Origin of the sequence: Paenibacillus ihbetae, from assembly GCF_002741055.1 — a bacterium.
GTDB lineage: Bacteria > Bacillota > Bacilli > Paenibacillales > Paenibacillaceae > Paenibacillus_AQ > Paenibacillus_AQ ihbetae.
The window spans coordinates 5,546,645-5,569,447 of the sequence record NZ_CP016809.1 but is presented as its reverse complement, the minus strand read 5'-3'; the positions used below and the strand labels follow the sequence as shown (position 1 = coordinate 5,569,447).

21 protein-coding genes are annotated in these 22,803 nt (G+C 53.9%); all 21 read right to left on the bottom strand.

What is annotated here, in order from left to right:
* Positions 1-10: 10 nt before the first annotated feature.
* Positions 11-925 carry a tRNA pseudouridine(55) synthase TruB gene (gene truB, locus BBD41_RS25090; protein ID WP_077567084.1) on the bottom strand — a complete coding sequence of 305 codons (915 nt, stop codon included), beginning with the start codon at positions 923-925 and terminating at the stop codon, positions 11-13.
* On the bottom strand, positions 922-1,899 hold the full coding sequence (locus tag BBD41_RS25085; RefSeq protein ID WP_077567085.1) for a DHH family phosphoesterase: 978 nt from the start codon (positions 1,897-1,899) through the stop codon (positions 922-924). Before BBD41_RS25085 ends, truB begins: the two co-directional genes overlap by 4 nt.
* 32 nt (positions 1,900-1,931) lie before the next feature.
* Complete coding sequence (gene rbfA, locus BBD41_RS25080; RefSeq protein ID WP_077567086.1) at positions 1,932-2,282, bottom strand: 30S ribosome-binding factor RbfA; 351 nt, start codon at positions 2,280-2,282, stop codon at positions 1,932-1,934.
* Between the two features lie 18 nt (positions 2,283-2,300).
* Complete coding sequence (gene infB / locus BBD41_RS25075; protein ID WP_099479276.1) at positions 2,301-4,877, bottom strand: translation initiation factor IF-2; 2,577 nt, start codon at positions 4,875-4,877, stop codon at positions 2,301-2,303.
* Positions 4,870-5,193 (bottom strand): YlxQ family RNA-binding protein, encoded by a 324-nt coding sequence (locus tag BBD41_RS25070; protein WP_028405664.1) that lies wholly within the window; start codon positions 5,191-5,193, stop codon positions 4,870-4,872. Before BBD41_RS25070 ends, infB begins: the two co-directional genes overlap by 8 nt.
* Positions 5,186-5,497, bottom strand: a complete 312-nt coding sequence (gene rnpM / locus BBD41_RS25065) for an RNase P modulator RnpM (protein WP_028405665.1) — start codon at positions 5,495-5,497, stop codon at positions 5,186-5,188. The genes BBD41_RS25070 and rnpM overlap by 8 nt, the downstream gene beginning before the upstream one ends.
* Positions 5,498-5,525: 28 nt before the next feature.
* Positions 5,526-6,623, bottom strand: coding sequence for a transcription termination factor NusA (gene nusA / locus BBD41_RS25060; RefSeq protein ID WP_007128713.1), 1,098 nt, complete (start codon positions 6,621-6,623; stop codon positions 5,526-5,528).
* Between the two features lie 32 nt (positions 6,624-6,655).
* A complete protein-coding gene (gene rimP / locus BBD41_RS25055) occupies positions 6,656-7,117 on the bottom strand; it encodes a ribosome maturation factor RimP (protein WP_007128714.1) in 462 nt (153 codons plus the stop codon).
* 195 nt (positions 7,118-7,312) lie between these two features.
* Positions 7,313-11,629: a PolC-type DNA polymerase III gene (locus BBD41_RS25050; RefSeq protein ID WP_099479274.1), complete on the bottom strand. Its 4,317-nt coding sequence runs from the start codon at positions 11,627-11,629 to the stop codon at positions 7,313-7,315.
* Positions 11,630-11,841: 212 nt separating this feature from the next.
* Positions 11,842-13,299 carry a proline--tRNA ligase gene (gene proS, locus BBD41_RS25045; RefSeq protein WP_077567090.1) on the bottom strand — a complete coding sequence of 486 codons (1,458 nt, stop codon included), beginning with the start codon at positions 13,297-13,299 and terminating at the stop codon, positions 11,842-11,844.
* A 263-nt stretch (positions 13,300-13,562) separates the two neighbouring features.
* Positions 13,563-14,837: an RIP metalloprotease RseP gene (rseP, locus tag BBD41_RS25040; protein ID WP_099479272.1), complete on the bottom strand. Its 1,275-nt coding sequence runs from the start codon at positions 14,835-14,837 to the stop codon at positions 13,563-13,565.
* A gap of 130 nt (positions 14,838-14,967) precedes the next feature.
* A complete protein-coding gene (locus tag BBD41_RS25035; RefSeq protein ID WP_099479270.1) occupies positions 14,968-16,107 on the bottom strand; it encodes a 1-deoxy-D-xylulose-5-phosphate reductoisomerase in 1,140 nt (379 codons plus the stop codon).
* A 20-nt stretch (positions 16,108-16,127) separates the two neighbouring features.
* Complete coding sequence (locus tag BBD41_RS25030; protein ID WP_099479268.1) at positions 16,128-16,928, bottom strand: phosphatidate cytidylyltransferase; 801 nt, start codon at positions 16,926-16,928, stop codon at positions 16,128-16,130.
* Positions 16,929-16,948: 20 nt separating this feature from the next.
* Entirely contained in the window at positions 16,949-17,716 is a 768-nt protein-coding gene (locus BBD41_RS25025; RefSeq protein WP_077567094.1) for an undecaprenyl pyrophosphate synthase, read from the bottom strand.
* Positions 17,717-17,787: 71 nt separating this feature from the next.
* Positions 17,788-18,342, bottom strand: a complete 555-nt coding sequence (gene frr, locus BBD41_RS25020; RefSeq protein ID WP_077567095.1) for a ribosome recycling factor — start codon at positions 18,340-18,342, stop codon at positions 17,788-17,790.
* On the bottom strand, positions 18,343-19,071 hold the full coding sequence (gene pyrH, locus BBD41_RS25015; RefSeq protein ID WP_077567096.1) for a UMP kinase: 729 nt from the start codon (positions 19,069-19,071) through the stop codon (positions 18,343-18,345). It lies immediately after the preceding gene.
* A 281-nt stretch (positions 19,072-19,352) separates the two neighbouring features.
* A complete protein-coding gene (tsf, locus tag BBD41_RS25010) occupies positions 19,353-20,003 on the bottom strand; it encodes a translation elongation factor Ts (protein WP_077567097.1) in 651 nt (216 codons plus the stop codon).
* Positions 20,004-20,241: 238 nt separating this feature from the next.
* A complete protein-coding gene (gene rpsB / locus BBD41_RS25005; RefSeq protein ID WP_007128724.1) occupies positions 20,242-20,940 on the bottom strand; it encodes a 30S ribosomal protein S2 in 699 nt (232 codons plus the stop codon).
* Positions 20,941-21,183: 243 nt separating this feature from the next.
* Positions 21,184-21,825: an endolytic transglycosylase MltG gene (locus BBD41_RS25000; protein ID WP_099479267.1), complete on the bottom strand. Its 642-nt coding sequence runs from the start codon at positions 21,823-21,825 to the stop codon at positions 21,184-21,186.
* Positions 21,822-22,358: a hypothetical protein gene (locus tag BBD41_RS24995; RefSeq protein WP_099479265.1), complete on the bottom strand. Its 537-nt coding sequence runs from the start codon at positions 22,356-22,358 to the stop codon at positions 21,822-21,824. Before BBD41_RS24995 ends, BBD41_RS25000 begins: the two co-directional genes overlap by 4 nt.
* Positions 22,359-22,441: 83 nt before the next feature.
* Entirely contained in the window at positions 22,442-22,756 is a 315-nt protein-coding gene (locus tag BBD41_RS24990; protein WP_077567100.1) for a hypothetical protein, read from the bottom strand.
* Positions 22,757-22,803: the final 47 nt, after the last annotated feature.

The window sequence follows — 22,803 nt, the reverse complement described above, 5'->3', positions numbered from 1 at the left end:
GAACAAACATTTATCTTGAGAAGACCTTCACCGGCACGATCGCCCCTGATTCGGCCTGCCGTTTGTAGATTCCAAGAAATCTTTCTTGGCTGTCATAGAGCCTGATCGGCTCGTCGCTTTCGACCCGGGGTTCCACGGCTCTGGCGGACAAGCGCTGTCCTTGCAGAGCAGCTTCAGCCTTCTCATCCGATACGGTATGAGCAGGAAGATGGGAGACCGCCCGGTCGACCGGAATCAGCTTATTCTGAAGCTGTCCTTCCTTCATAAGCTGTTCGATGGTGTCAAGAGTCAGGCAATCGGCTGCCGGAATGCCGGCCGAGATCGTGCGTACAAGCCGAACCATGACGGAAGGAACGCCGAGCTTGCGGCCGATATCCACGCACAATGTGCGGATATATGTACCTTTGGAGCACAGCACCCGAAACGATATTTCGGGATAGGCGCCGCTGGCGTCAAAGCCGGTCATCTCAATCTCATGAATGGTAACGGTCCGGCTTTTGCGTTCCACGGTCTTCCCTTCACGCGCAAGCTCATACAGCCGCTTGCCGTTTATCTTGACAGCGGAATACATTGGGGGAACCTGGGAAATCTCACCGACAAAGGAATTCAGCGCTTGCTCCGCTTCCTCCCTCGTCACCTGCACGCTGTCTGCCTCTTCAATAACCGTACCTGTGACATCCTCCGTATCCGTAGCATATCCAAGTCGCAGAACAGCCTCGTATTCCTTCGGCAGCTCCTGCATATACTCCACGACTCGCGTCGCTCTGCCCAAACACAGCGGCAGCACTCCCGTAACCTCGGGATCCAGCGTACCCGTATGGCCAATCCGTTTCATGCGGACAATCCCCCTTACTTTGGCTACCACATCATGCGATGTCCAGCCGGCGGGCTTATGCACAGCCAAGATACCTTCCAGTTCTGTCATAACCGTAATCTCACCTGCTCCACAACGCGAGGGATAACATCCTCCAAAGGCCCCTCCAGACTGCAGCCGGCAGCCCGGACATGACCGCCGCCTCCGAAACCTTGGGCAAGAGCGGCTACATCGACCTTTCCGGCGGAACGAAGGCTAACCTTCACGATACCGGATTTCAGAAGCTTAAACAAGATTCCGACCTCGACGCCTTGAATGTTGCGGGGATAATTGACAATCCCCTCCAGATCCTCGCTGGCTGCGCCGCAGCGTTCCATATGATCCGGGGTGATGTGTACCCATGCGATTTTACCGTCCTCCGACACCCGAAGCGTATTCAGCGCTTCAACAAGCACCTTCATCTGGGGAAGGGTCATCTCTTCCAGCAGAATCTCCGCGAGCTCCGGCCCGTTCACGCCATGGCCGAGCAGCTCCGAGGCAATGCTCATCACTTTAGGCGACGTGTTCGTATAACGGAAACCTCCGGTATCAGTCAGAAGCCCCGTATAGACGGCAGCAGCAATCTCGGCATCCCAGGTTATCCCGCATGCATTCAACAAATCATAGAGAATTTCAGCCGTCGCCGCAGCTTGAGGCAGTACAAGGTTAACGGATCCGTACCGGTCATTGGTGGGATGGTGGTCGATGTTCACGATGGTTGCGTCCTCTGCAAACAGCGTCCGGACGTTTCCTACCCGGGCAAAGTCCGCGCAATCCACGCAGATCACATGCGTAAACATGCGGTCCGGCGGCTCTTCCGACCCGTTGATAATATCCCCGGCATGCCACAGCATGTTCATCCGTTTGGGGATCGGTCCTTCATTGATCATCGTGAATTTCTTGCCCAGACATGAGAGAAGCCAGCCCACCGCAAGGGTGGAACTGACTGCATCTCCATCGGGCTGAACATGCGACACAACCAAATAGTCATCGTGCTCCAGCAGAAACGACTTTACCTGCTGCAGCTCTTGCTCATAGGTCTGCATTCGCCCTCTCCTTTATTTACGAACTTGCATGATTACTCTTCGCGCTCACCGATCTCATTCAGCAGCTTCTCGATCCGGCTTCCATAGGCAATGGATTCGTCAAACTTGAAGATCAGCTCCGGAACATGCCGGAGACGGATCCGTTTGCCAAGCTCGGAACGGAGGAACCCGGTTGCTTTTTCCAGGCCCTTTAAGGATGCTGCCTTCTGTTCTTCGTCTCCGAGCACGCTCAAGTACACCTTGGCTTGCGACAAGTCGTTCGTCACATCAACGCCGGTTACGGTGATGAAGCCGATTCTCGGATCTTTGATTTCAGTCTGAATCAGTTGGCTGAGCTCTTTCTTAATTTGCTCGCCTACGCGCCCTGTTCTGATTTTTGCCATCGTTGATCACCTCGTTTATTAGCGCTCTACCGTCTCCATGACAAAGGCTTCGATGACGTCTCCTTCTTTGACATCGCTGTAGCTGGCCAACGTAATACCGCATTCGTAGCCCTGCGCCACTTCCTTCGCGTCGTCCTTGAAACGCTTGAGGGAATCGATCTTGCCCTCATGAATGACGATGCCGTCGCGGATCAAGCGGGCTTCGGCATTGCGCGTGATTTTTCCGGAAGTAACCATACAGCCTGCAATCGTACCAATCTTGCTCACTTTAAAGGTGTTGCGGACTTCCGCATGTCCGATCACGGATTCTTTGTATTCCGGATCGAGCATCCCCTTCATAGCTTGCTCAATTTCCTCGATTACATTATAGATGACACGGTGCAGACGCACGTCGACCTTCTCCTGCTCCGACGTTTGTTTCGCTTGAACATCCGGACGGACGTTGAAGCCGATAACAATCGCATTGGAGGCAGCCGCCAGAATAATATCGGATTCCGTAATCGCTCCGACGCCGCTGTGGATGATTTTTACGCGCACGCCTTCCACTTCGATCTTGTTAAGCGAGCTCTTCAACGCTTCAACCGAGCCCTGTACGTCACCTTTAATGATCACGTTCAGATCCTTGATCTCGCCGTCCTTGATGTGCTTGAACAAGTCGTCGAGGGTTACGCGGGTATTCGTGTTAAGCTCCGACTGACGCTGTGTGATCGCACGTTTCTCGGCGATCGAGCGCGCCTTGCGCTCGTCCTCGAACACCATGAACGGATCCCCTGCGCCTGGCACCTCCGTAAGACCGGTGATTTCAACCGGCGTGGACGGACCGGCTTCTTTCAGGCGGCGTCCTTTGTCATTCACCATCGCACGGATGCGGCCGAAGCAGTTGCCCGCTACAAACGCATCGCCGACTTTCAGCGTTCCGTGCTGAACGAGGATGCGGGCGACCGGACCTCTGCCTTTATCCAGCTCCGCTTCAATAACCGTACCGCGGGCACGCTTATCCGGATTCGCTTTGTATTCATTCACTTCCGCTACAAGCAGAATCATTTCAAGCAGATCCTCGAGTCCCATGCGCTGTTTTGCCGAAACGTTAACGAAGATCGTATCTCCGCCCCATTCCTCCGGCACAAGCTCGTATTCGGTCAGCTCCTGCTTCACCTTATCCGGATTGGCAGTCGGTTTATCGATTTTGTTCACGGCCACGATGATCGGCAATCCTGCCGCCTTCGCATGGTTGATCGCTTCTACCGTCTGCGGCATCACGCCGTCATCGGCTGCAACAACGATAATCGTCATATCCGTGACCTGCGCGCCGCGTGCACGCATCGCGGTAAACGCTTCGTGACCCGGTGTATCCAGGAAGGTGATCTTCTTGCCGTTGATTTCAACTTGATAAGCACCGATGTGCTGAGTGATGCCGCCGGCTTCGCCGCCGGTCACGTTCGTGGAACGGATCGCATCAAGAAGCGTCGTTTTACCATGGTCAACGTGACCCATGATGGTAACGACCGGAGGGCGCTCCTTCAAATCTTCAGGCGCGTCATTCTCTTCGACCGTCTCGAACCGGTCTTCTTCCACCGGAATCTTCACTTCAACCTCGACGCCGAATTCGCCCGCAAGCAGCTGGATCGTATCGATGTCCAGCTCCTGGTTGATCGTGGCCATCACGCCGAGGAAAATCAGCTTCTTGATGACTTCGGAAGCGTCCTTATGAAGCAGCTTCGCCGTTTCACCGACGGTCATGTTGCCACGGACGATAATTTTCTTCGGCGTGTTGTCGATTTTCTCACGAGGCGGCTGCTGATTGTTCTGGTTCCGTCCGCGGTTATTCTTGCCGCCGCGATTGTTGCCGCGGAATCCGCCTTGGCGGTTGTTATCGTCAAACCGCTTGGAATTGTTGTTGTTATTGTTTCTTCCGCCCCGGTTGTTTTGACTGTTGCTGTTGTTGTTGTTCTGGTTGCCGGAGTCCGTGCGTCCCGTTCTGCCTTGCGGACGCGAAGCGCCTTGAGCGCCGTTATTCTGCGGACGAGCACCGCCTTGGCCTCCGCCTTGCGGACGGGAGCCGGATGCTGTTCCGCCTTGTCTTGGTGCCTGGTTGCCGCGATTTTGATTCTGGCTTCCTTGAGCCGGGCCTGATTGGCTTCTGCGAGAGTCCTGTCCCTGTCCTTGCGGACGCTGGGATCCGGATGTGTTCTGGTTCTGGTTATTTTGATGATTTCTACTATTCATACCTACCTGCTTTTCCTGTTGTTTTTTTGGTTGACCTTGACCGCGCTGACCTGCATTTCTAGAGCCGTCCTGTCCGCTGCTTACTTTCGAATCAGCCGCGGAAGAGCTGGAAGCAACCGATACGGGCGGCTTGCGGCTCTCCCCGCGGGAAGCGTCCGCACCGTCACGCTTGGCTGCAGCATTCGACTTGATATCCTTAAAGAACTGCTCAACCTTGGATACCGTATCGTTCTCCATGACGCTCATGTGGTTGTTAACCGGAATGTTCAAACGCTTAAGGATCGTTATAATTTCTTTACTGCTCATATTCAGCGATTTCGCGTATTCATATACGCGAAGTTTATTGTCTTTGTTTTCTTGTTTACTCAATATACTCCACCTCCGACATTGTCTCCATCGTTCTGGAGATCATTTCTGCGAATCCTTGATCCGTAACGGCCAGCACAACCCGCTCGGGTTTACCTACACTTGTGCCCAGACTTTCCCGGTCAAATCCGATTACCAGAGGGATGTTATAAGAACCGCATTTGTCGCGGAACTTTTTTTTAGTATTATCTGAGGCGTCACCCGCAAGAATAACCAACTTTGCTTCTGAAGACCGGATGGCTTTGAGCACGATCTCATCACCCGTAACCACCTTGCCGGCCCGCATGGCCAGGCCGAGCTGAGAAAGCGCCCTATTCATCATCGGCTGCACGCTCTTTAGCGGCCAGGAATTCATCCTCAACCTTGATGAAATCCTGGGCCAATTGTTCATAGATCTCAGGCTTCACTTGCTGCTTCAACGCGCGATCCAAAGCTTTATTTTTGTGTGCAAGCTTAAAGCAGGAAACTTTGCCGCACAGATAAGCGCCGCGGCCCGACTTTTTGCCGGTCAGATCAATCATGACCGCCTCGTCGGGCGTTCTGACAATCCGGATCAGCTCTTTCTTCGGCATCATTTCCTGACATGCCACACATTTACGCAGCGGTATTTTTCTCTGTTTCAAGACGCTTACCCCCCCGCTTGTTTCGGAATTAATCCACGGAGACGGAATCCTGGTGCATCTCACCGGATTGGGATTTTGGTCTGCCAAATTCCTGCTCCGCCTGGCTTTCGCTCTTAATATCGATCTTCCAGCCTGTCAATTTAGCTGCAAGGCGCGCGTTCTGGCCCTTGATGCCGATGGCCAGCGAGAGCTGGTAGTCGGGAACGATGACGCGGGCCATCTTCTCATCCTCGAACACTTGAACCTCAAGCACCTTCGAAGGACTGAGGGCGTTGGCCACATACTCCTCGACCGAATCCGAATAGCGGACGATGTCGATCTTCTCTCCGCGAAGCTCGTTCACGATCGTCTGGACGCGCATCCCTTTCGGACCTACGCAGGAGCCCACCGGATCGACCTCCTCATTGCGAGAGTACACCGCAATCTTGGAGCGGTAACCCGCTTCGCGCGCAACCGAGCGGATCTCGACGACACCGTCGAAAATTTCGGGAACCTCCAGCTCGAACAGGCGCTTGAGCAGACCCGGATGCGTACGGGACAGCATGATTTGCGGACCTTTCGTGGTGTTCTCAACCTTCGTGATATACGCCTTGATCCGGTCGCCGTGCTTGAACTTCTCATTGGGCATCAGCTCCGTAAGCGGTAGCGCGGCCTCGATCTTCCCGAGGTCGATGTAAATGTTTCTAAGATCCTGGCGCTGCAGCGTGCCGGTGACGATATCGTCTTCCTTGTCGATAAACGCGCTGTAGATCAAACCGCGCTCGGCTTCCCGGATGCGCTGCGTAACGACCTGCTTCGCCGTCTGAGCCGCGATCCGGCCGAAATCGCGAGGCGTTACCTCGATCTCGGCGATATCCTCGAGCTGGAAATGCGGATTGATTTCGCGTGCCGCATGCAGCGAAATTTCCGTCCGCGGATCCAGAACCTCTTCAACGATCAGCTTCCGTGCAAACACTTTGATGACGCCGGTATTGCGGTTCATATCCACACGGACATTTTGCGCCGTGTTGAAGTTACGCTTGTAACTCGAGATCAGCGCAGCCTCGATGGCTTCAAACAACACATCTTTGCTGATGCCTTTCTCTCTCTCCAGCTCGTTCATCGCTTCAATAAAATCCATACTCATTGAAAATCGGTTCCCCCTTTCAAAACTTCCGTCTAAAAAATGATGGCCAATCTGGCACTGGCTACTTTGGCATATGGAATAACGTGCTGCTTCTTGCCCGTTTGAATAACAAGCTCTTCCTGCTCGAAGGATTCCAGCTTGCCCTCGAACTCCTTCAGCCCGTCGATCGGCTCGTATACCGTAACGAATACGTTCTTGCCGACAGCTTTGGCGACGTCCTCCTTCTTCTTAAGCGGACGCTCGGCGCCCGGAGAGGAAACCTCGAGAAAATAAGCGGTCGGAATCGGATCGTTCTCATCCAGCTTCTGGCTCAGATATTCACTGATTACTCCGCAATCGTCAATATCAATGCCGCCCTCTTTATCTACAAACACACGCAGGAACCAGCTGCTTCCTTCCTTCACGTATTCCACATCGACCAGTTCGAAGCCGTGTTCGTCCAGATACGGCTGCACCATTTCTTCCACAGTCGTTTTAATCTTTGATGTGCTCAAAGAACATAACCTCCAAGTTGAATTCCTATATACCAAAGAGTAAAGAGTGGGTTGCCCCACTCTTTACTCAACGGTTTTATCTCCATGATTACCAAAAAAATTATAACATAGTCTGGTAATAGTGACAAGTATGACTCCTTGACTGTCAAGAAGCCTCCAATGCAAGGCGTTCGTGTTCGAAACAGGATAGAGAAATCAGAATAATGACAGCTGATTGCTCTCCGGCAAGCCGCGGAAGCAGCCCATCTGGGTCAGCAGCTCTACCGCCGTCTTACTCGCCTTGGACTTCTGCTGGAAATCCTCGATCGATAAGAACTCGCCGAATTCGCGGGCGGCCGCAATGTTGCGGGCGGCGTTCTCGCCGATACCGGCAAGGGCCGAGAACGGCGGGATGAGCGAATCCCCATCCACCGTAAATTTGGTTGCATCCGAACGATAAAGATCGATGCTCTTGAAGGTAAAGCCTCTGGCCGTCATCTCCAGCGCCATCTCCAGGATCGGCAGACTCCCTTTCTCCTTCGCGCTGGCTCCGAAGCCGAGCTGCTCGATTTCCTCGATCCGGCGGTATATCGCGTCATATCCTTGACAGCACAGCTCAATATCGATATCCTCGGCGCGAACCGAGAAATACGTCGCATAGTACTCGATCGGATAATACAGCTTGAAATACGCAGTACGTACCGCCGAGATAACATATGCGGCCGCGTGGGCTTTCGGGAACATGTACTGGATTTTGAGACAGGAGTCAATGTACCACTGAGGCACCTTGCACCGCTTCATCTCGTCGATCCATTCCTGGGTCAGCCCCTTGCCCTTCCGCACGCTCTCCGTGATCTTAAATGCGAGGCTTGCATCCATCCCGGCCTTGTAGATCAGGAACAGCATGATATCGTCACGACAGCCGATAACCGTCTTGATGTTGCATGTGCCGTTCTTGATGAGCTCCTGCGCATTGCCGAGCCATACGCCGGTACCGTGCGAGAGGCCGGATATTTGCAGCAGGTCGGCGAAGCTGGACGGCTGGGATTCCACGAGCATCTGCCGGACGAACTTGGTTCCCATCTCCGGAACGCCGTAGGTCGCCACCGGCGAACGGATTTGCTCCGGGGTTACCCCGAGCGCTTCCGTCGAGTTGAACATGCTCATTACCTTCGGATCGTTCATCGGAATCGTCGTCGGATCGACGCCCGTCAGATCCTGCAGCATTCTCATCATCGTCGGATCATCGTGTCCCAGTATATCGAGCTTCAGCAGGTTCGCATCAAAGGCGTGGTAATCGAAATGCGTCGTCTTCCACTCGGCGTTCACGTCGTCGGCCGGATACTGAACCGGGGTGATATCCTCGACCTCGATATAATCCGGTACGACGACGATACCGCCGGGATGCTGACCGGTGCTTCGCTTCACGCCGGTACAGCCGGCGGCTAGCCGGTTCAGCTCCGCGCCCCGCCAGCGCTTGTTATGATGCTCCTCATACTTCTTGGCGAAGCCGAACGCCGTCTTCTCGGCGACGGTACCGATCGTCCCCGCCCGAAACACGCTCTTCTCGCCGAACATTTCCTTCGTAAAGTTATGGGCATGCGGCTGATATTCCCCGGAGAAGTTCAAGTCGATATCGGGAACCTTGTCCCCCTTGAAACCGAGGAACGTCTCAAACGGAATATCCTGCCCTTCGCCTTTCATCATGTTGCCGCAGTTCGGGCAAGCCTTGTCCGGCAAGTCGAAACCGCTCGGCACGCTGCCGTCGAGGAACCACTCGCTGTGCTTGCACTCTTTGTTCAGGCAAATATAATGGGCCGGCAGCGGGTTAACCTCGGAAATGCCGAGGAAGGTTGCAACGACCGATGAGCCGACGGATCCCCGGGAGCCGACCAAATATCCGTCGCGGTTCGATTTTTTAACCAGCCGCTCGGAAATCAGGTAGTTCGCGGAGAAGCCGTATTTGATAATCGGCTCCAGCTCCTTCTCGAGCCGGGCTACGACAACCTCAGGCAGATCGTCGCCGTATATCGACCGGGCTGTCTCGTAGCAGGTGTTGCGGATCTCCTCGTCCGCTCCTTCCAGGACCGGCGTGAACAGCTTATCCGGGAACAGCTCCAGCTCTTCGAACCGGTCCGCAAGCTCGGACGTATTGGTTACGACGACTTCATAAGCCTTGTCCTCGCCCAAGAACTCGAATTCCTCCAGCATCTCCTCCGTAGTCCGGAAATGCGCATCAGGCTTGCGCATATCCTTAAGCGGGCTGAATCCGGTAATGCCATGGATCGTAATGTCCCTGAACAGCTTGTCCCGCGGTTCCAGATAGTGCACATTCCCGGTTGCGATCACCGGCTTGTTCAGCTTCTCGCCGATCCGCACCACTTTGGATATGGCCGTCTTGATTTCTTCGGGACTGCCGACCAGGCCTTTATCCACCAAATGCATATACATCGTCAGCGGCTGGATCTCCAGCACATCATAGAAGGCCGCAATTTCTTCCGCTTCTTCCTCGGTCTTGTTGAGCACCGTCTCGAAGAACTCGCCTTTTTCGCAGCCTGACAGCACAAGCAGGCCTTCGCGCATCTCCTGAAGCTTGGATTTCGGTATGCACGGCACGCGCTTGAAATACTCCGTATGCGACATCGACACCAGCTTGTACAGATTCTTCTTGCCCGTCATATTCAGGGCATAGATACCGCAGTGAAACGGACGCGCATTGGACAGGTCCATGCCGACGTAGTCGTTCAGCCGGTCCAGCATCTTGATCCCCTTCATTTTATCCGAGTCTGCAAGCAGTCCGTTCAGAATGCCGGCAAGCGCAACGGTATCATCGATCGCGCGGTGATGGCTTTCCAGGGCAACCTTGTATTTATCGGCAAGCGTGTTGAGCCGGTGGTTTTTCATCCCCGGATGCAGCAGCCGCGCAAGCTCCAGCGTATCCAGATACGGGTTGTCCAGCGTATTCATGCCGGCATTTTGCAGCGATGCCTGAATGAAGCCGACGTCGAATCTTGCATTGTGCGCGACAAGCACCGCGTCCCCAACGAATTCTACGAACTCCTTCAGCACCGGCTCAAGCTCAGGCGCATCCCTTACCATCTCATCGTTAATGTTTGTCAATTGCTGAATATGGTACGGTATCCGCTCATGCGGATTGACGAACGTCGCATACCGGTCGATCTCCTTGCCCTCGTGCATTTTGACGGCAGCCAGCTCGATAATTTTGTTCGCGGTAATCGACAGGCCCGTTGTCTCGATATCGAAGACGACGTAGGTTGCGCTGCTCAGCTCGATCGGCTTCGCCTGCTCCACGATATTAACCGCATCGTTAACGACGTTCGCTTCGAGTCCGTATATCATCTTGATTCCGTTCTTCTTCGCATGCTTCGCCGCGTCGGGATAGCACTGTACACCGCCATGATCGCTGACGGCGATCGCTTTATGTCCCCAGCTCGCCGCCGTTTTGATATAGCGGTCGACCGGCGTAACGGCATCCATCGTGCTCATCGTTGTATGGAGATGGAATTCGACCCGCTTCTCGGGCGCATTATCCTTCCGGGCCGGTGGAGCTTGCACCTCGGACAGATCGGTAGGAATCATGACCAGCTCCGGCACTTGCATGAACCGGTCATATTCCACCCGGCCTCTGGCCTTAACCCATTTGCCGTCGGCAAGCAGGCTTAACACTTTCAGGTCATCCTTCGTCTTGGCAAACATCTTCATCTGCAGGGAATCGCTGAAATCGGTCAAATTGAAGGTGAACAGCGTGCTGCCGTTTCGCAGCTCCTTGCGGTCCAAGCCGAAGATCGTGCCCTGGATCGTAATCTTCTTCTCCTCGTCCTGGATGTCCTGGATAGGTACCGGCTGGTCCTTAATATCATAGCCGACCTGCAGCCGGACCGGAGCCTCATCCTCGTCACCGGCATCCATCTCGGCTTCCAGGCTGCTCATGATCTGCTCGATCACCTCCCGCTCTTCCTGCCGCTTACGCTGCTCAAATTCCTCATAAGCAGCCTGTCCGTTATCGCCGACCTGCATCTTAACGCGGAGCTGCAAATCAAAGTAATGGCTGAAAAAGCGGGTGATGGCCGTATCGATCTGCTTCTTCCTGGCAAGCTCGAGCGACATGCCGTCCGACATGGTCAGCAGCAGCTGCCCCTCCTCGACCTCGTGCCGGGCCCGGGTCATCCAGCCGTTAACGGATGGAATCTCACGGTGTACCCATTCCAGGAACAGATTCCAGTATTCCTGCACTATGTCGGCAGCCTGCACATTGCCCTGATACCTGAATACGAATACGATCCGGGCAATGTGGTTCATCTTCTCCTGTATTCTCAGGCAGAAGGTCCGGTACACCTCGGCGGGGACGAGCGTCTCCTTCAGGATCGTAATCTTCCACTCCTTGCTCGCCCGGCTCGTCTCCACCTGCTCGATGATACCGTCCAAGAAATAGGGTTCCACCAGATTGGCCGGAACTTCGCCCTGCTTCATCAGCAGTTCTAGCCGTTTCCTTTTATCTTCTGCTGTGCCCATGGTTCCCTCCCCCTATACTTTCGCGCGTAATGCTTATAAAACAACAGAAGCCTCCGCCGGCAGCATATCCATACCGTCCTGCCTCGAAACAGAGCGATGGGTCTGCTGCCATCCGGAAGCTTGCTCCAGACGAACCTATTCCGGGTTCAGGAGAACGAGGAAAGCTCTCTTGGCCCTCTTCGCTCGTCCCGGAATAACTAATTATCGGTATATTAATACGCTCTGGCAAACAGTACGGTATGCTTCGCATCGTCGCCGCAAACGAGACACTTCGTCTTCGTCTCGCCCGGCTCAAACGGTATGTTCCGGCTGGTCGCCCCGGTCTCCTGCTTCACGGTATCCTCGCAAGCCTCGGAGCCGCACCATCCCGCCAGCGTAAATCCGCGCTTCTCTTCCATGCTCGCTTTCATCTCGTCCAGTGTATCCACGGAATAGAAATGATCCTCGCGGAATTGCTTCGCACGGTTATACATTTCTTGATGCACCTGCTCCAGCATGGCCTGAACCTCTTGGACCAGATTAGCCTGCTCGACGACCTTCTTCTCGCCGGTGATTCGGGATACAAGCACGCATACCCCGTTCTCCATATCACGAGGTCCGATCTCGAGACGCACCGGAACGCCGCGCATTTCATACTCGTTAAACTTCCAGCCCGGGCGCACATCCGGATTGTCGTCCACGCGAACCCGGATACCGGCAGCCTTCAATTCACGGTAAAGCTCGTCCGTACGGCCAACCACCGCATCGCGGGTCTTCGGAGGACCGATCGGGATCATAATGACCTGAGTCGGCGCAACCTTAGGCGGAAGCACCAATCCGCGGTCATCCCCGTGAACCATGATCAAGGAGCCGATCAGGCGCGTGCTGACGCCCCAAGACGTGGTGTGGGCATACTCGAGCGTGTTTTCGCGGTTCAAATACTGGATCTCGAAGGCCTCTGCAAAATTGGTGCCCATATAATGGGATGTTCCTGCCTGAACTGCTCGTCCGTCCTTCATCATGGCTTCGATGGAGAACGTGTCGACAGCCCCGGCGAACTTCTCCGATGGCGTCTTCTGTCCTTTAATCACCGGAATAGCCAAGTAGTTCTCAACGAAATCCTGGTAGATATCGAGCATTTGCATCGTTTCTTCGCGAGCCTCGGCTTCGGTTTCATGAGCCGTATGGCCCTCCTGCCACAGGAATTCGCTGGTGCGGAGGAACGGCAGCGTACGCTTCTCCCAACGGACGACGTTCGCCCACTGGTTGATCTTCACCGGAAGATCGCGATAGGATTGAATCCACTTGGAATACATATGCCCGAACATCGTTTCGGACGTCGGCCGAATCGCCAGACGCTCCTCCAGCTTTTCTCCCGCCGCCTCGGTTACCCATGGCAGCTCCGGATTAAAGCCTTCCACATGCTCTTTCTCTTTCTGGAAGAAGCTTTCCGGAATGAACAGCGGGAAGTACGCGTTGCGGTGCCCCGTTTCCTTGAAACGGCGGTCCAGCTCCTCCTGGATATGCTCCCAAATTTCATAGCCGTCCGGCTTGAACACGATGCAGCCCCGGACCGGCGAATAATCCATCAGGTCCGCTTTTTTGATGACATCGATATACCAGCGGGAGAAGTCCTCTCCTTGCGGCGTGATCTCCGTCACGAATTGTTTGTCCTTCGATTCCTTCGACATAAAAATCCTGTTCCTCCCATTATTAAAACGCTTCTTCGGGCGATTGCGCTGTGCTTAAGCCTGCTTCCGAATGCGGCGTTATTGGCGATATGTGTAAGCAGGCCCGGCGAGTGACGGTTGATATCCATACGTGCACCCGCAAAAGAGGCCTGCCGATAACGGAAACTCCCAGGGGGCCCAGATCCGACAGCGTCTGCGTAATACCGTCTCTAAGCAAAGAGACCTTACGGCTGTTCGCTACCCGGGACACCCCGCTGGACGATTTATCCGTTGATTAAGCGAAGTATGTCATTGTACGTCACGGCAATCATCAGCAGAAACAGCATCGCAAAGCCGATAAAATGCACCATGCCTTCCCGGTTCGGGTCGATCGGCTTCCCGCGCAATGCCTCGATGCCGAGGAACACGAGCCGGCTGCCGTCAAGCGCCGGAATCGGCAGCAGATTGAAGATGCCGAGATACAAGCTCAATATAGCCGCCCAATAGGTCAGCTGTTCAATTCCTTGCTTCGCGATCTGACCGGTCACTTCGAAGGTCCGGACCGGGCCTCCAAGATCATCCATCGAGAACTGCTGGATCAATTGCCTGAACCCTTGGAAAATGATGCTTGTCGTGTCTACCATCGCGGTACCCGCGCCCGTAATCGTCTCTCCGATGCCAGCCGATCTGGTCGGAAGCTCCGGAACGATTCCGACCTTTCCGCCTTCCTGGCCTTCCATCGTGCGCGGCGTCAGCGTCAGCTCGAAGGATTCGTCGCCGCGGCGGACGGTCCAATCCATCGGCTTGTCCTTGGATGCCGCGATCAATTCGATCATCTTCTGATAATCCGAGCCGATGGCGACACCGTTAATGCTTTCGATGATGTCACCCTTCTTCAGGTTCGCCTCATCGGCCGGCATGCCCTTTGTAATCTCTCCGATCTGCACATAAGTCGGATTCTCGACCGGAATGCCCGCCATCTGAATATGCAGCGCGAACAGAACAAAAGCCAGAATAAAGTTCATCACCGGCCCGGCAAAGATGGCCAAGGCTCTCTGTCCGACCGTCTTGCTGCCGAACTGGCGGTCTCTTGGCGCGATCTGGGTCTCAATGCCTTTGGCCACGGTCATGGCCTGCGGGTGAATCTGGTACTGCTGGTGCTCGCCGTCCACATCCAGCCGCACCGACAGCCGATCCACCATATCCATGAATTCGACCTCGCCGCGGATTACATTCTTGCGGTTGTCGAGCTGGTCTAAAAAAATCTTCTTAACCTGATTGTCCGCATTCAACCGGACCGCAATCGTCTGACCCGGATGGATCTCAACCAGTTCAGGGTCTTCACCCGCCATGCGCGCATATCCGCCGAAAGGCAGCAGGCGAAGCGTAAACTGCGTTTCGTTGCGTTTATAAGAGAACAGCTTCGGACCGAATCCGATCGCAAATTCCCGCACCAATATCCCCGCACGCCGGGCAAAATAATAGTGCCCCCATTCATGCACTGTGACAATAACAAAAAACATGAGCACCGTTAAAAAAACGATCCGCAGCATTTCCAAATCCGTACATCCCCCTTTTCCTCTGAGAACGCAGTATGTCCCTATAGATTATCATTATTCTCCTGTCGTCCACAAGAGAATCACAAGCTGTCAGCTTTTTTCAAGGGAGATTATGATATGACATCTGATCCTATAGCGTGGAAGCAAGCTCGCGCGCGGATTGATCGCTCGCTTCGATCGTTTCGAGCGGCGGCTCCGGATGGTTCTGGTGCCGCTCAACCACTTGCTCGATGATCTCTTCGATCCGAAGGAAGGAGATCTCCTTGCGCAGGAACCGGGCAACGGCCACCTCGTTGGCAGCATTGAATACGGTTGGCGCCGTCCCTCCCATTTTACCACATTCATAGGCAAGCCTTAAACACGGAAAGCGTTCAAAATCCATTTCCCGAAAATTCAGCCTGCCCGCTTCCGCCAGCGAAAGCCTTGTTGCCGGAGAATTCCAGCGTTCCGGATACGTCAGGGCATACTGGATCGGCACCCTCATGTCCGGATTGCCTAACTGCGCAATGATGCTGGAATCCCGAAACTCCACGAAGGAATGGATAATGCTCTCGGGATGAAGCAACACGGAAATCTGCTCGTAAGGGAGACCATACAGCCAGTGGGCTTCGATCACCTCAAGCCCTTTGTTGACCATCGTTGCCGAGTCGATCGTGATCTTGGCCCCCATGGACCAATTCGGGTGCTTCAATGCATCCTCGACCGTTACGTCCACCAGCTGCTCGCGCGTGTAATCGCGAAAGGATCCGCCCGACGCCGTTAGGGTGATCCGTTCGATATCCTCGTACCGTTCGCCGTTCAAGCACTGGAATATGGCCGAATGCTCACTGTCGATGGGCAGCAGCTTGACCCCTTTCGCCGCTGCGGCCGCTGTCACCAGATGCCCTGCGGTTACCAGCGTCTCCTTATTGGCAAGCCCGATGTTCTTCCCTGCTTCGATGGCCGCCAGCGTGGAGGGAAGCCCCATGCTCCCGACAACCGCCGTGACCACCAGCTCGGCATCCGTTCCGGCGGCGATCTCGATCAAGCCCTCCCGCCCGTAGAACACTTCCGTTCCGGCAGGCAGGGAATGCTTCACCCGGTCCGCGAGCTCCTTGGTTGCGACCGAAACTTTTCGCGGCCCAAATTCCTTCACCTGCTGAAGCAGCAGCTCCACGTTGCTCCCAGCAGCCAAACCTTCGATCTGAAACTGGTCCCGATGCATCCTGGCGACATCCAAAGTCTGTGTACCGATGGAGCCGGTAGACCCGAGAACGCTGATTTTCTTCATAAATACATCTTTCCTTTCCATCAGTAAGGCAGAAGGCCAAGCATATGTACGAACGGGAATACGACGATCCAGCTGTCGCAGCGATCCAGTATTCCGCCGTGCCCGGGCAGCAGGCTGCCTGAATCCTTGATGCCGTACACCCTCTTGTAGGCGGACTGCACCAGATCTCCCAGCTGACCGATGACAGCACAGGACAGACCGATCAGAACGGCTTGTCCGGCCGATAATAATCCATTCGAGAAAAAGGAAAAGACCAGGGATGTAAACACAGCGATGACCACACCGCCCAATGCACCCTCGATCGTTTTGTTCGGACTGATGGAAGGCCACAGCTTATGCCGCCCTGCGGCCTTCCCGACGAAATAGGCCCCCGCATCGCTCGCCCAGATGGAGCCCAGCAGGAGGAACGTCCAAAAGATGCCGTGGCCGTCCCCCGCATGCCGCGACTCGGCGATGAAGGAAAAGCCGATCCCGACATATACTGCCCCCAGGAACAGCAACGCGACACGCTGAATATCAATGGCATTCTTCGTCGTGACCGTTGCCAGTAGGAACAACAGAAGCAGGAGCCATATCGCGTGCTCCCAAGGGAGCTGAACCTCGATATTCAGCATTTTCCACGGGAACACCAGCAGCAGCACTCCTGCATAGCCGATCCACGCCGTTCCTCCGAACGGCGCTGTTTTCGTCATTTTCACAAACTCATAGTATCCGATGAGTGCCATGGCCAGAATAAGAAGATGGTACGACAGTCCACCGATGAAACATAATCCCAAAAAGACCGTGCCCGCTATAATTCCGGTAATCAATCGCTGCTTCAATACGCCCCATCCTCCATCGGCTACGACAGTCCACCGTAGCGCCGTGTTCTATGTTGATAATCGGCTACTGCCGCGACCAAATGTTCTTTGGTAAACTCCGGCCAATAAATGTCGGTAAACCATAATTCGCTGTAAGCAAGCTGCCATAGCATGAAATTGCTCAAACGCAATTCCCCGCTCGTCCGGATAAGCAGATCCGGATCCGGCAAGTCGCCTGTGAGGAGCCGCTGACCGATCAGTTCCTCGGTTATATCTTCAGGACGAAGAATTCCGTCACGCACTTCCTGCCCGAGCGCTTTAAAACTCTCGGTGATCTCTTTCCGGCTGCCGTAATTAAGCGCAAAATTCAGCACAAGCCCCGTGTTGTCCGCCGTTCTGGCAACTGCCTCTTCCATCGCGGACACCGTATGGGACGGCAGGTCCTCCGGGTGCCCCATCATTCTGACCTGGACATTCTTCTCAATGAGCTCTTCCAGCTCAATGGCCAGAAACTCCTGGGGAAGCTTCATAAGGAAATCCACTTCCTCCTTCGGCCGCGTCCAGTTTTCCGTTGAAAAAGCATACATCGTCAATATTTTGATCCCTAAATCATTGGCGGCGATGGCCGCTCTTTTGACAGCCTTCATGCCGTTCTGGTGGCCGACGATTCGCGGCATGCCGCGCCGTTTAGCCCAGCGTCCGTTACCGTCCATAATAATCGCCACATGATGAGGGATGTTGTCCGGAGAGAGCTGATGCGTCTGCTGACTGTCCTCCTGATTCAACCACGATCGAACCCGTTTGATCATTCCATTTCCTCCAGGCTTCTTTCTGCAAAAAAGAGACAAACCCCACCATAACCGGAGGGGCCGCAAGTCTCTTACACTTCCATAATCTCTTTTTCTTTGGCAACGAGGACTTTGTCGACTTCCGCGATAAATTTATCCGTCGTTTTCTGGATATCTTCTTGATGCCTCCGGGACTCGTCCTCGGAAATATCCGTTTTCTCCATCTTTTTGATGTCATCGTTGGCATCACGGCGAATGTTGCGGATGGCCACTTTCGCTTCCTCGCCGAATTTCTTGGTCATTTTGACCAATTCGCTTCTTCGCTCTTCCGTGAGCGCAGGAATCACCAACCGGATTTGCATGCCGTCGTTAGCCGGCGTCAATCCGAGATCCGATTTCATAATCGCCTTTTCGATATCTGCCAAAGACGACTTATCCCAAGGCTGAATCATCAGCGTCCGGGAATCCGGCGTGCTGATATTTGCCAGCTGGTTGATCGGTGTAGGCGCTCCGTAATACTCAACCGTAATCCGGTCGAGAAGCGCCGGCGCTGCCCGTCCTGCACGCAGCGTAGCCAGATCGCGCTTCAAAGCCAAAATCGCTTTTTCCATGCGTTCCTCTGCATTCTTTTTCACTGATTGCGGCATTTAATCTACACTCCCTTTGACAATCGTTCCGATTTTCTCACCCAGAACGACACGCTTGATATTGCCTTGCTCCGTAATGGCGAATACGATGAGCGGAATGTTGTTGTCCATACATAACGATGAAGCTGTAGAGTCCATTACCCCAAGGTTTTTGTTCAATACATCAAGATACGTAAGCTGCTCGTATTTCTCAGCAGTTTCATCCTTAAATGGATCAGCGGAATACACTCCGTCCACTTTGTTCTTAGCCATCAAAATCACTTCTGCTTCGATTTCCGCTGCGCGAAGCGCTGCAGTCGTATCGGTGGAGAAGTATGGGTTACCCGTTCCCGCCGCGAAAATAACGACACGGCCTTTTTCCAGATGTCTTATCGCTCTGCGGCGAATATACGGTTCTGCAATTTGCTGCATGGAGATGGATGTTTGCACACGGGTCGGCACTCCGATTTGCTCCAGGGCATCCTGAAGCGCCAGGGAATTCATCACGGTGGCGAGCATTCCCATATAGTCCGCAGTCGCGCGGTCGATGCCGTTCGCGCTGCCGGCAATGCCGCGCCAGATGTTTCCGCCGCCGCAGACGATGGCCACTTCCACGCCAAGTTCTACGACGTCGCGAACCTGCTCGGCGATTGATCCGATCGTTTCAGCATCAATACCATATCCGTTCTGACCAGCAAGGGATTCCCCGCTAACTTTCAATATGACTCGTTTATATACAGGCTGTTCCAAATGATAACCCTCCACTTTAAGACGGCGCCTCGTTGTACAGACGCCCGTTTGAAAAACGACAGACAGACACACCGGCACTGCTTGACGGTTAAAAAAATCGGGTAAACACATCCGTCTCAAGTAGAAACATCCTGGTCGTCTAATCAGACTATAGTCGGTTCTCTCTAACGAGATAAGGGTAGTCTCTACTCCGGGCTGCATCGCATTCTTATCTCTCTTTAAAAAAGAAGGAACACGGGTGTGTTCCACTCTTTCCTCTTACTTATATTAGCTCATCCGACTTATTTATTCACCTGAGCCATAACTTCTTCTGCGAAGTTCTCTTGTTTCTTCTCAAGGCCTTCGCCCAGCTCGAAGCGAGCAAAACGACGGATCGAGATGTTCTCGCCGATCGTGCTGATTTTTTCGTTCAGCAGCGTGTTGATCGTTTTGTCCGGATCCTTGATGAATGCCTGCTCCATCAAGCAGTTCTCCTCATAGTACTTGTTGATGCGGCCTTCAACCATTTTTTCAACGATTTTCTCAGGTTTGCCTTCGTTCAGCGCTTGGTTCTTCAGAATTTCCTTCTCTTTCTCAAGCTCCTCAGCAGGAACTTCCTCGCGGCGAACATATTTAGGGCTTGCTGCAGCGATGTGCATCGCGATGTCGCGGGCAAACTCTTTGAATTGATCGGTCTTGCCGACGAAGTCGGTTTCGCAGTTGATTTCAACGAGAACGCCGATGCGTCCGCCGCCGTGGATGTAGGATTCTACAACGCCTTCCGTTGCGATACGGCCTGCTTTGTTCGCAGCTGCCGCCAAACCTTTTTCGCGAAGAACCGCGATCGCTTTATCGATGTCACCGTTTGTTTCATCCAGCGCTTTTTTGCAATCCAGCATGCCTGCGCCTGTTCTTTCGCGAAGTTCTTTTACCGCACTAGCTGTTACTGCCATTTCATTTCCCTCCAAAATTGGTATTGATGAAGCGGTAGTCCCGGTCATGGCTTCACTCGCCCGAAAAGGCGGGCTCCAACCAATAGGCCGCTTCGCCTTCTAAGTATTCATCTTTTGCAAAATCGTCTTTAGATATCAGGCCCTTATGTACTGACATCTTAAAAAAAGGGCGGTGAGAGGTTATCCACCTACCAACCACCCTTTTCATTTAATTCATGGTTTATACGTTTAATCCCGATTAAGCGGTTGTTTCTTCGCCTTGGTGAGCTTCAACAACAGCGTCGGCCATTTTGCCAGTCAGCAATTTAACCGCACGGATCGCGTCATCGTTACCTGGGATTACGTAATCGATTTCATCCGGATCACAGTTCGTATCCACGATGCCTACGATTGGGATACCCAATTTGCGAGCTTCCGCAACCGCGATGCGCTCTTTGCGAGGGTCGATAACGAACAATGCGCTTGGAAGACCCTTCATGTTCTTGATGCCGCCCAGGAATTTCTCAAGACGATCTTTCTCTTTGCGGAGAAGGATAACTTCTTTCTTAGGCAGCACTTGGAACGTGCCGTCTTCTTCCCAAGACTCGAGCTGCTTCAAGCGGTTGATCCGCTTCTGGATCGTTTCGAAGTTTGTCAGCGTTCCGCCGAGCCAGCGTTGGTTGATGTAGTACATACCGCAACGCTCTGCTTCTTCCTTCACGGAATCTTGCGCTTGCTTCTTGGTGCCGACGAACAGGATTGTTCCGTTCTCAGCCGCAATGCTTTTTACAAAGTTGAATGCTTCTTCAACTTTCTTGACCGTTTTTTGCAGGTCGATAATGTAAATACCGTTTCTTTCAGTGAAGATATATTTATCCATTTTCGGGTTCCAGCGACGAGTCTGGTGACCGAAGTGAACGCCAGCTTCCAAAAGCTGCTTCATGGAGATTACTGCCATCTTCACGCACCTCCTAAATTTGGTTTTTGTGTGTCCCTCCGCCAAGATCATTTCCCGTCAAGACTCCAGCTCTTCGCAGAAGCACCCTTCACGGAATCACTCTGGCGTGTGTTTTAACACCGTCAATTACTATAACATAACCGAAGGCAGGTTGCAATGTCTTTTGTGCATGTCCTAAACGGCCCGTTTTCCCCTCATCAGGGCGATGTCCGGTTTCAAAAAAAACCGTTCGCAACCAGAAATCTAGTTGGACGGTTTTGCCGTTATTTTCGCAATGATCGAGCCGAAATCCTCGCCCGCGGTGAACGTGTACGTTCCGCTTTGGATAAAGCGGTTAATCTTCTTGTCGGTTGCTTTATCGATGAATGCCTGTCTGTCCTTGATCACCCCGGCAGCGAGCAGACTGTCCGCCACATCGCTGAGATTGTTGCCGGCTGGCACGCTGACGGATATCGGCGCTTGGGCTTTAGCCGGAGTCTTCGGCTTCGGCGGTGCTGCGGTTTGCTGTGTTTCCTTGGTCTTCGCGGCTTCCGGCTCATCCGGCTGTTCCGGCTGCTTTGGCGTCACCGGCTTATCCGTCCCGGTATCGACCGGTTCCGATGGCTTGTCTTGTTCACCGGCCTCGGGCTGCTCCCCGCCCCCGGACGGTTCCACGTTAAGCTGCTTTTGCTCCCACTGCTCGGCGGTCATAAGCTCTTCGGATTTATCCAGCACCTGCATATCCATCGCTTCGGCCGCAGCCTGCAGCTCCTCCTTGGTCAGCTCCCCGGTCAATGAGGCTTTGGTCATCTGTGCCCCTTGGCCGATCAGCATAAGCTGGAGCAGCACGGCTCCGGCGACGATGCCGACGCCCAGTCCCATCATGAAGGTTCGGTTCCTGATCATACGGATTCCTCCTGTCTGGCCAGTTGAATAATCAGCTGAACCTCGCCGCGCTGCATCCCCGAAGCTTTGGCAATCATATCGATCGACTTGCCCTGATCATACCATTCGAACAGTTCGGCGTATCTCTCCTTGATCGAAGGCATATGCACCTCCGCATCGCTGTTCGAAGCAGCGCCCGTCTTGCCATCATCCGCCGCCGATGACAGCACCTTCGCAAGCTGGGTCTCCGCTGCACGGAGCCTGTCTTCGGATGCGGCAGCCTTCTTCTCCAATTCCACGATCCTTGCGCTCCATTGCTCCGCCTGCTCCTGCTGCTCGACCAGCTTGGCGCTCTGTTCCTCCTTCATCTTTCGGATCAGCTCCACCAGCTGCTCGTTCTCCTGCTGGATTTCGGCCATGTATCCTTCAAGCGTAGCTTCGACTTCCTTCACGAGCTGTTCCCCGGATGCGCTCTCCCCCCGGCGATTAGGCAGCATGAACGCATACAGTACGGCCGCAGCGCCCAGCAAAACGATGTATATCCATGGATACAAAACGATTAACTCCTTTATGTGCTTAAAATTATCTATCTCGCAAAGCTGTTCTCCAGTGCCGAAAACCGGCTATTGGACTCTCTCTATAATGAAATATCCAAGTTTCGTCCCTTATAGGGGTGCTCAGCCGGATGCTCGGCAGGCTCCTTCGATTCTTCGCCGCCCAGGCTCTGCCCCTGCTGTCCTTGCGACCGGCGGCTGCCATCATCGCGCACCGCGGTTTCGGAGGACTCGCTGACCTCGGCGCTCCGCTTGGCTTCGGCCCGGCTGTTCTTGATCTGCTCGCCAGCGAGCAGATTCTGGTCATTCTGCGGCCGCTGCTGCAGTTCATTATGCATTTTTCCTGCCTCATTCGTTCTCGGTACGGCAATTTGCATTTCGACAGACTTCAAACTCAAGTGAAGATCACCTCATTATAATAGGATCATTCCCACATGCATCTGCT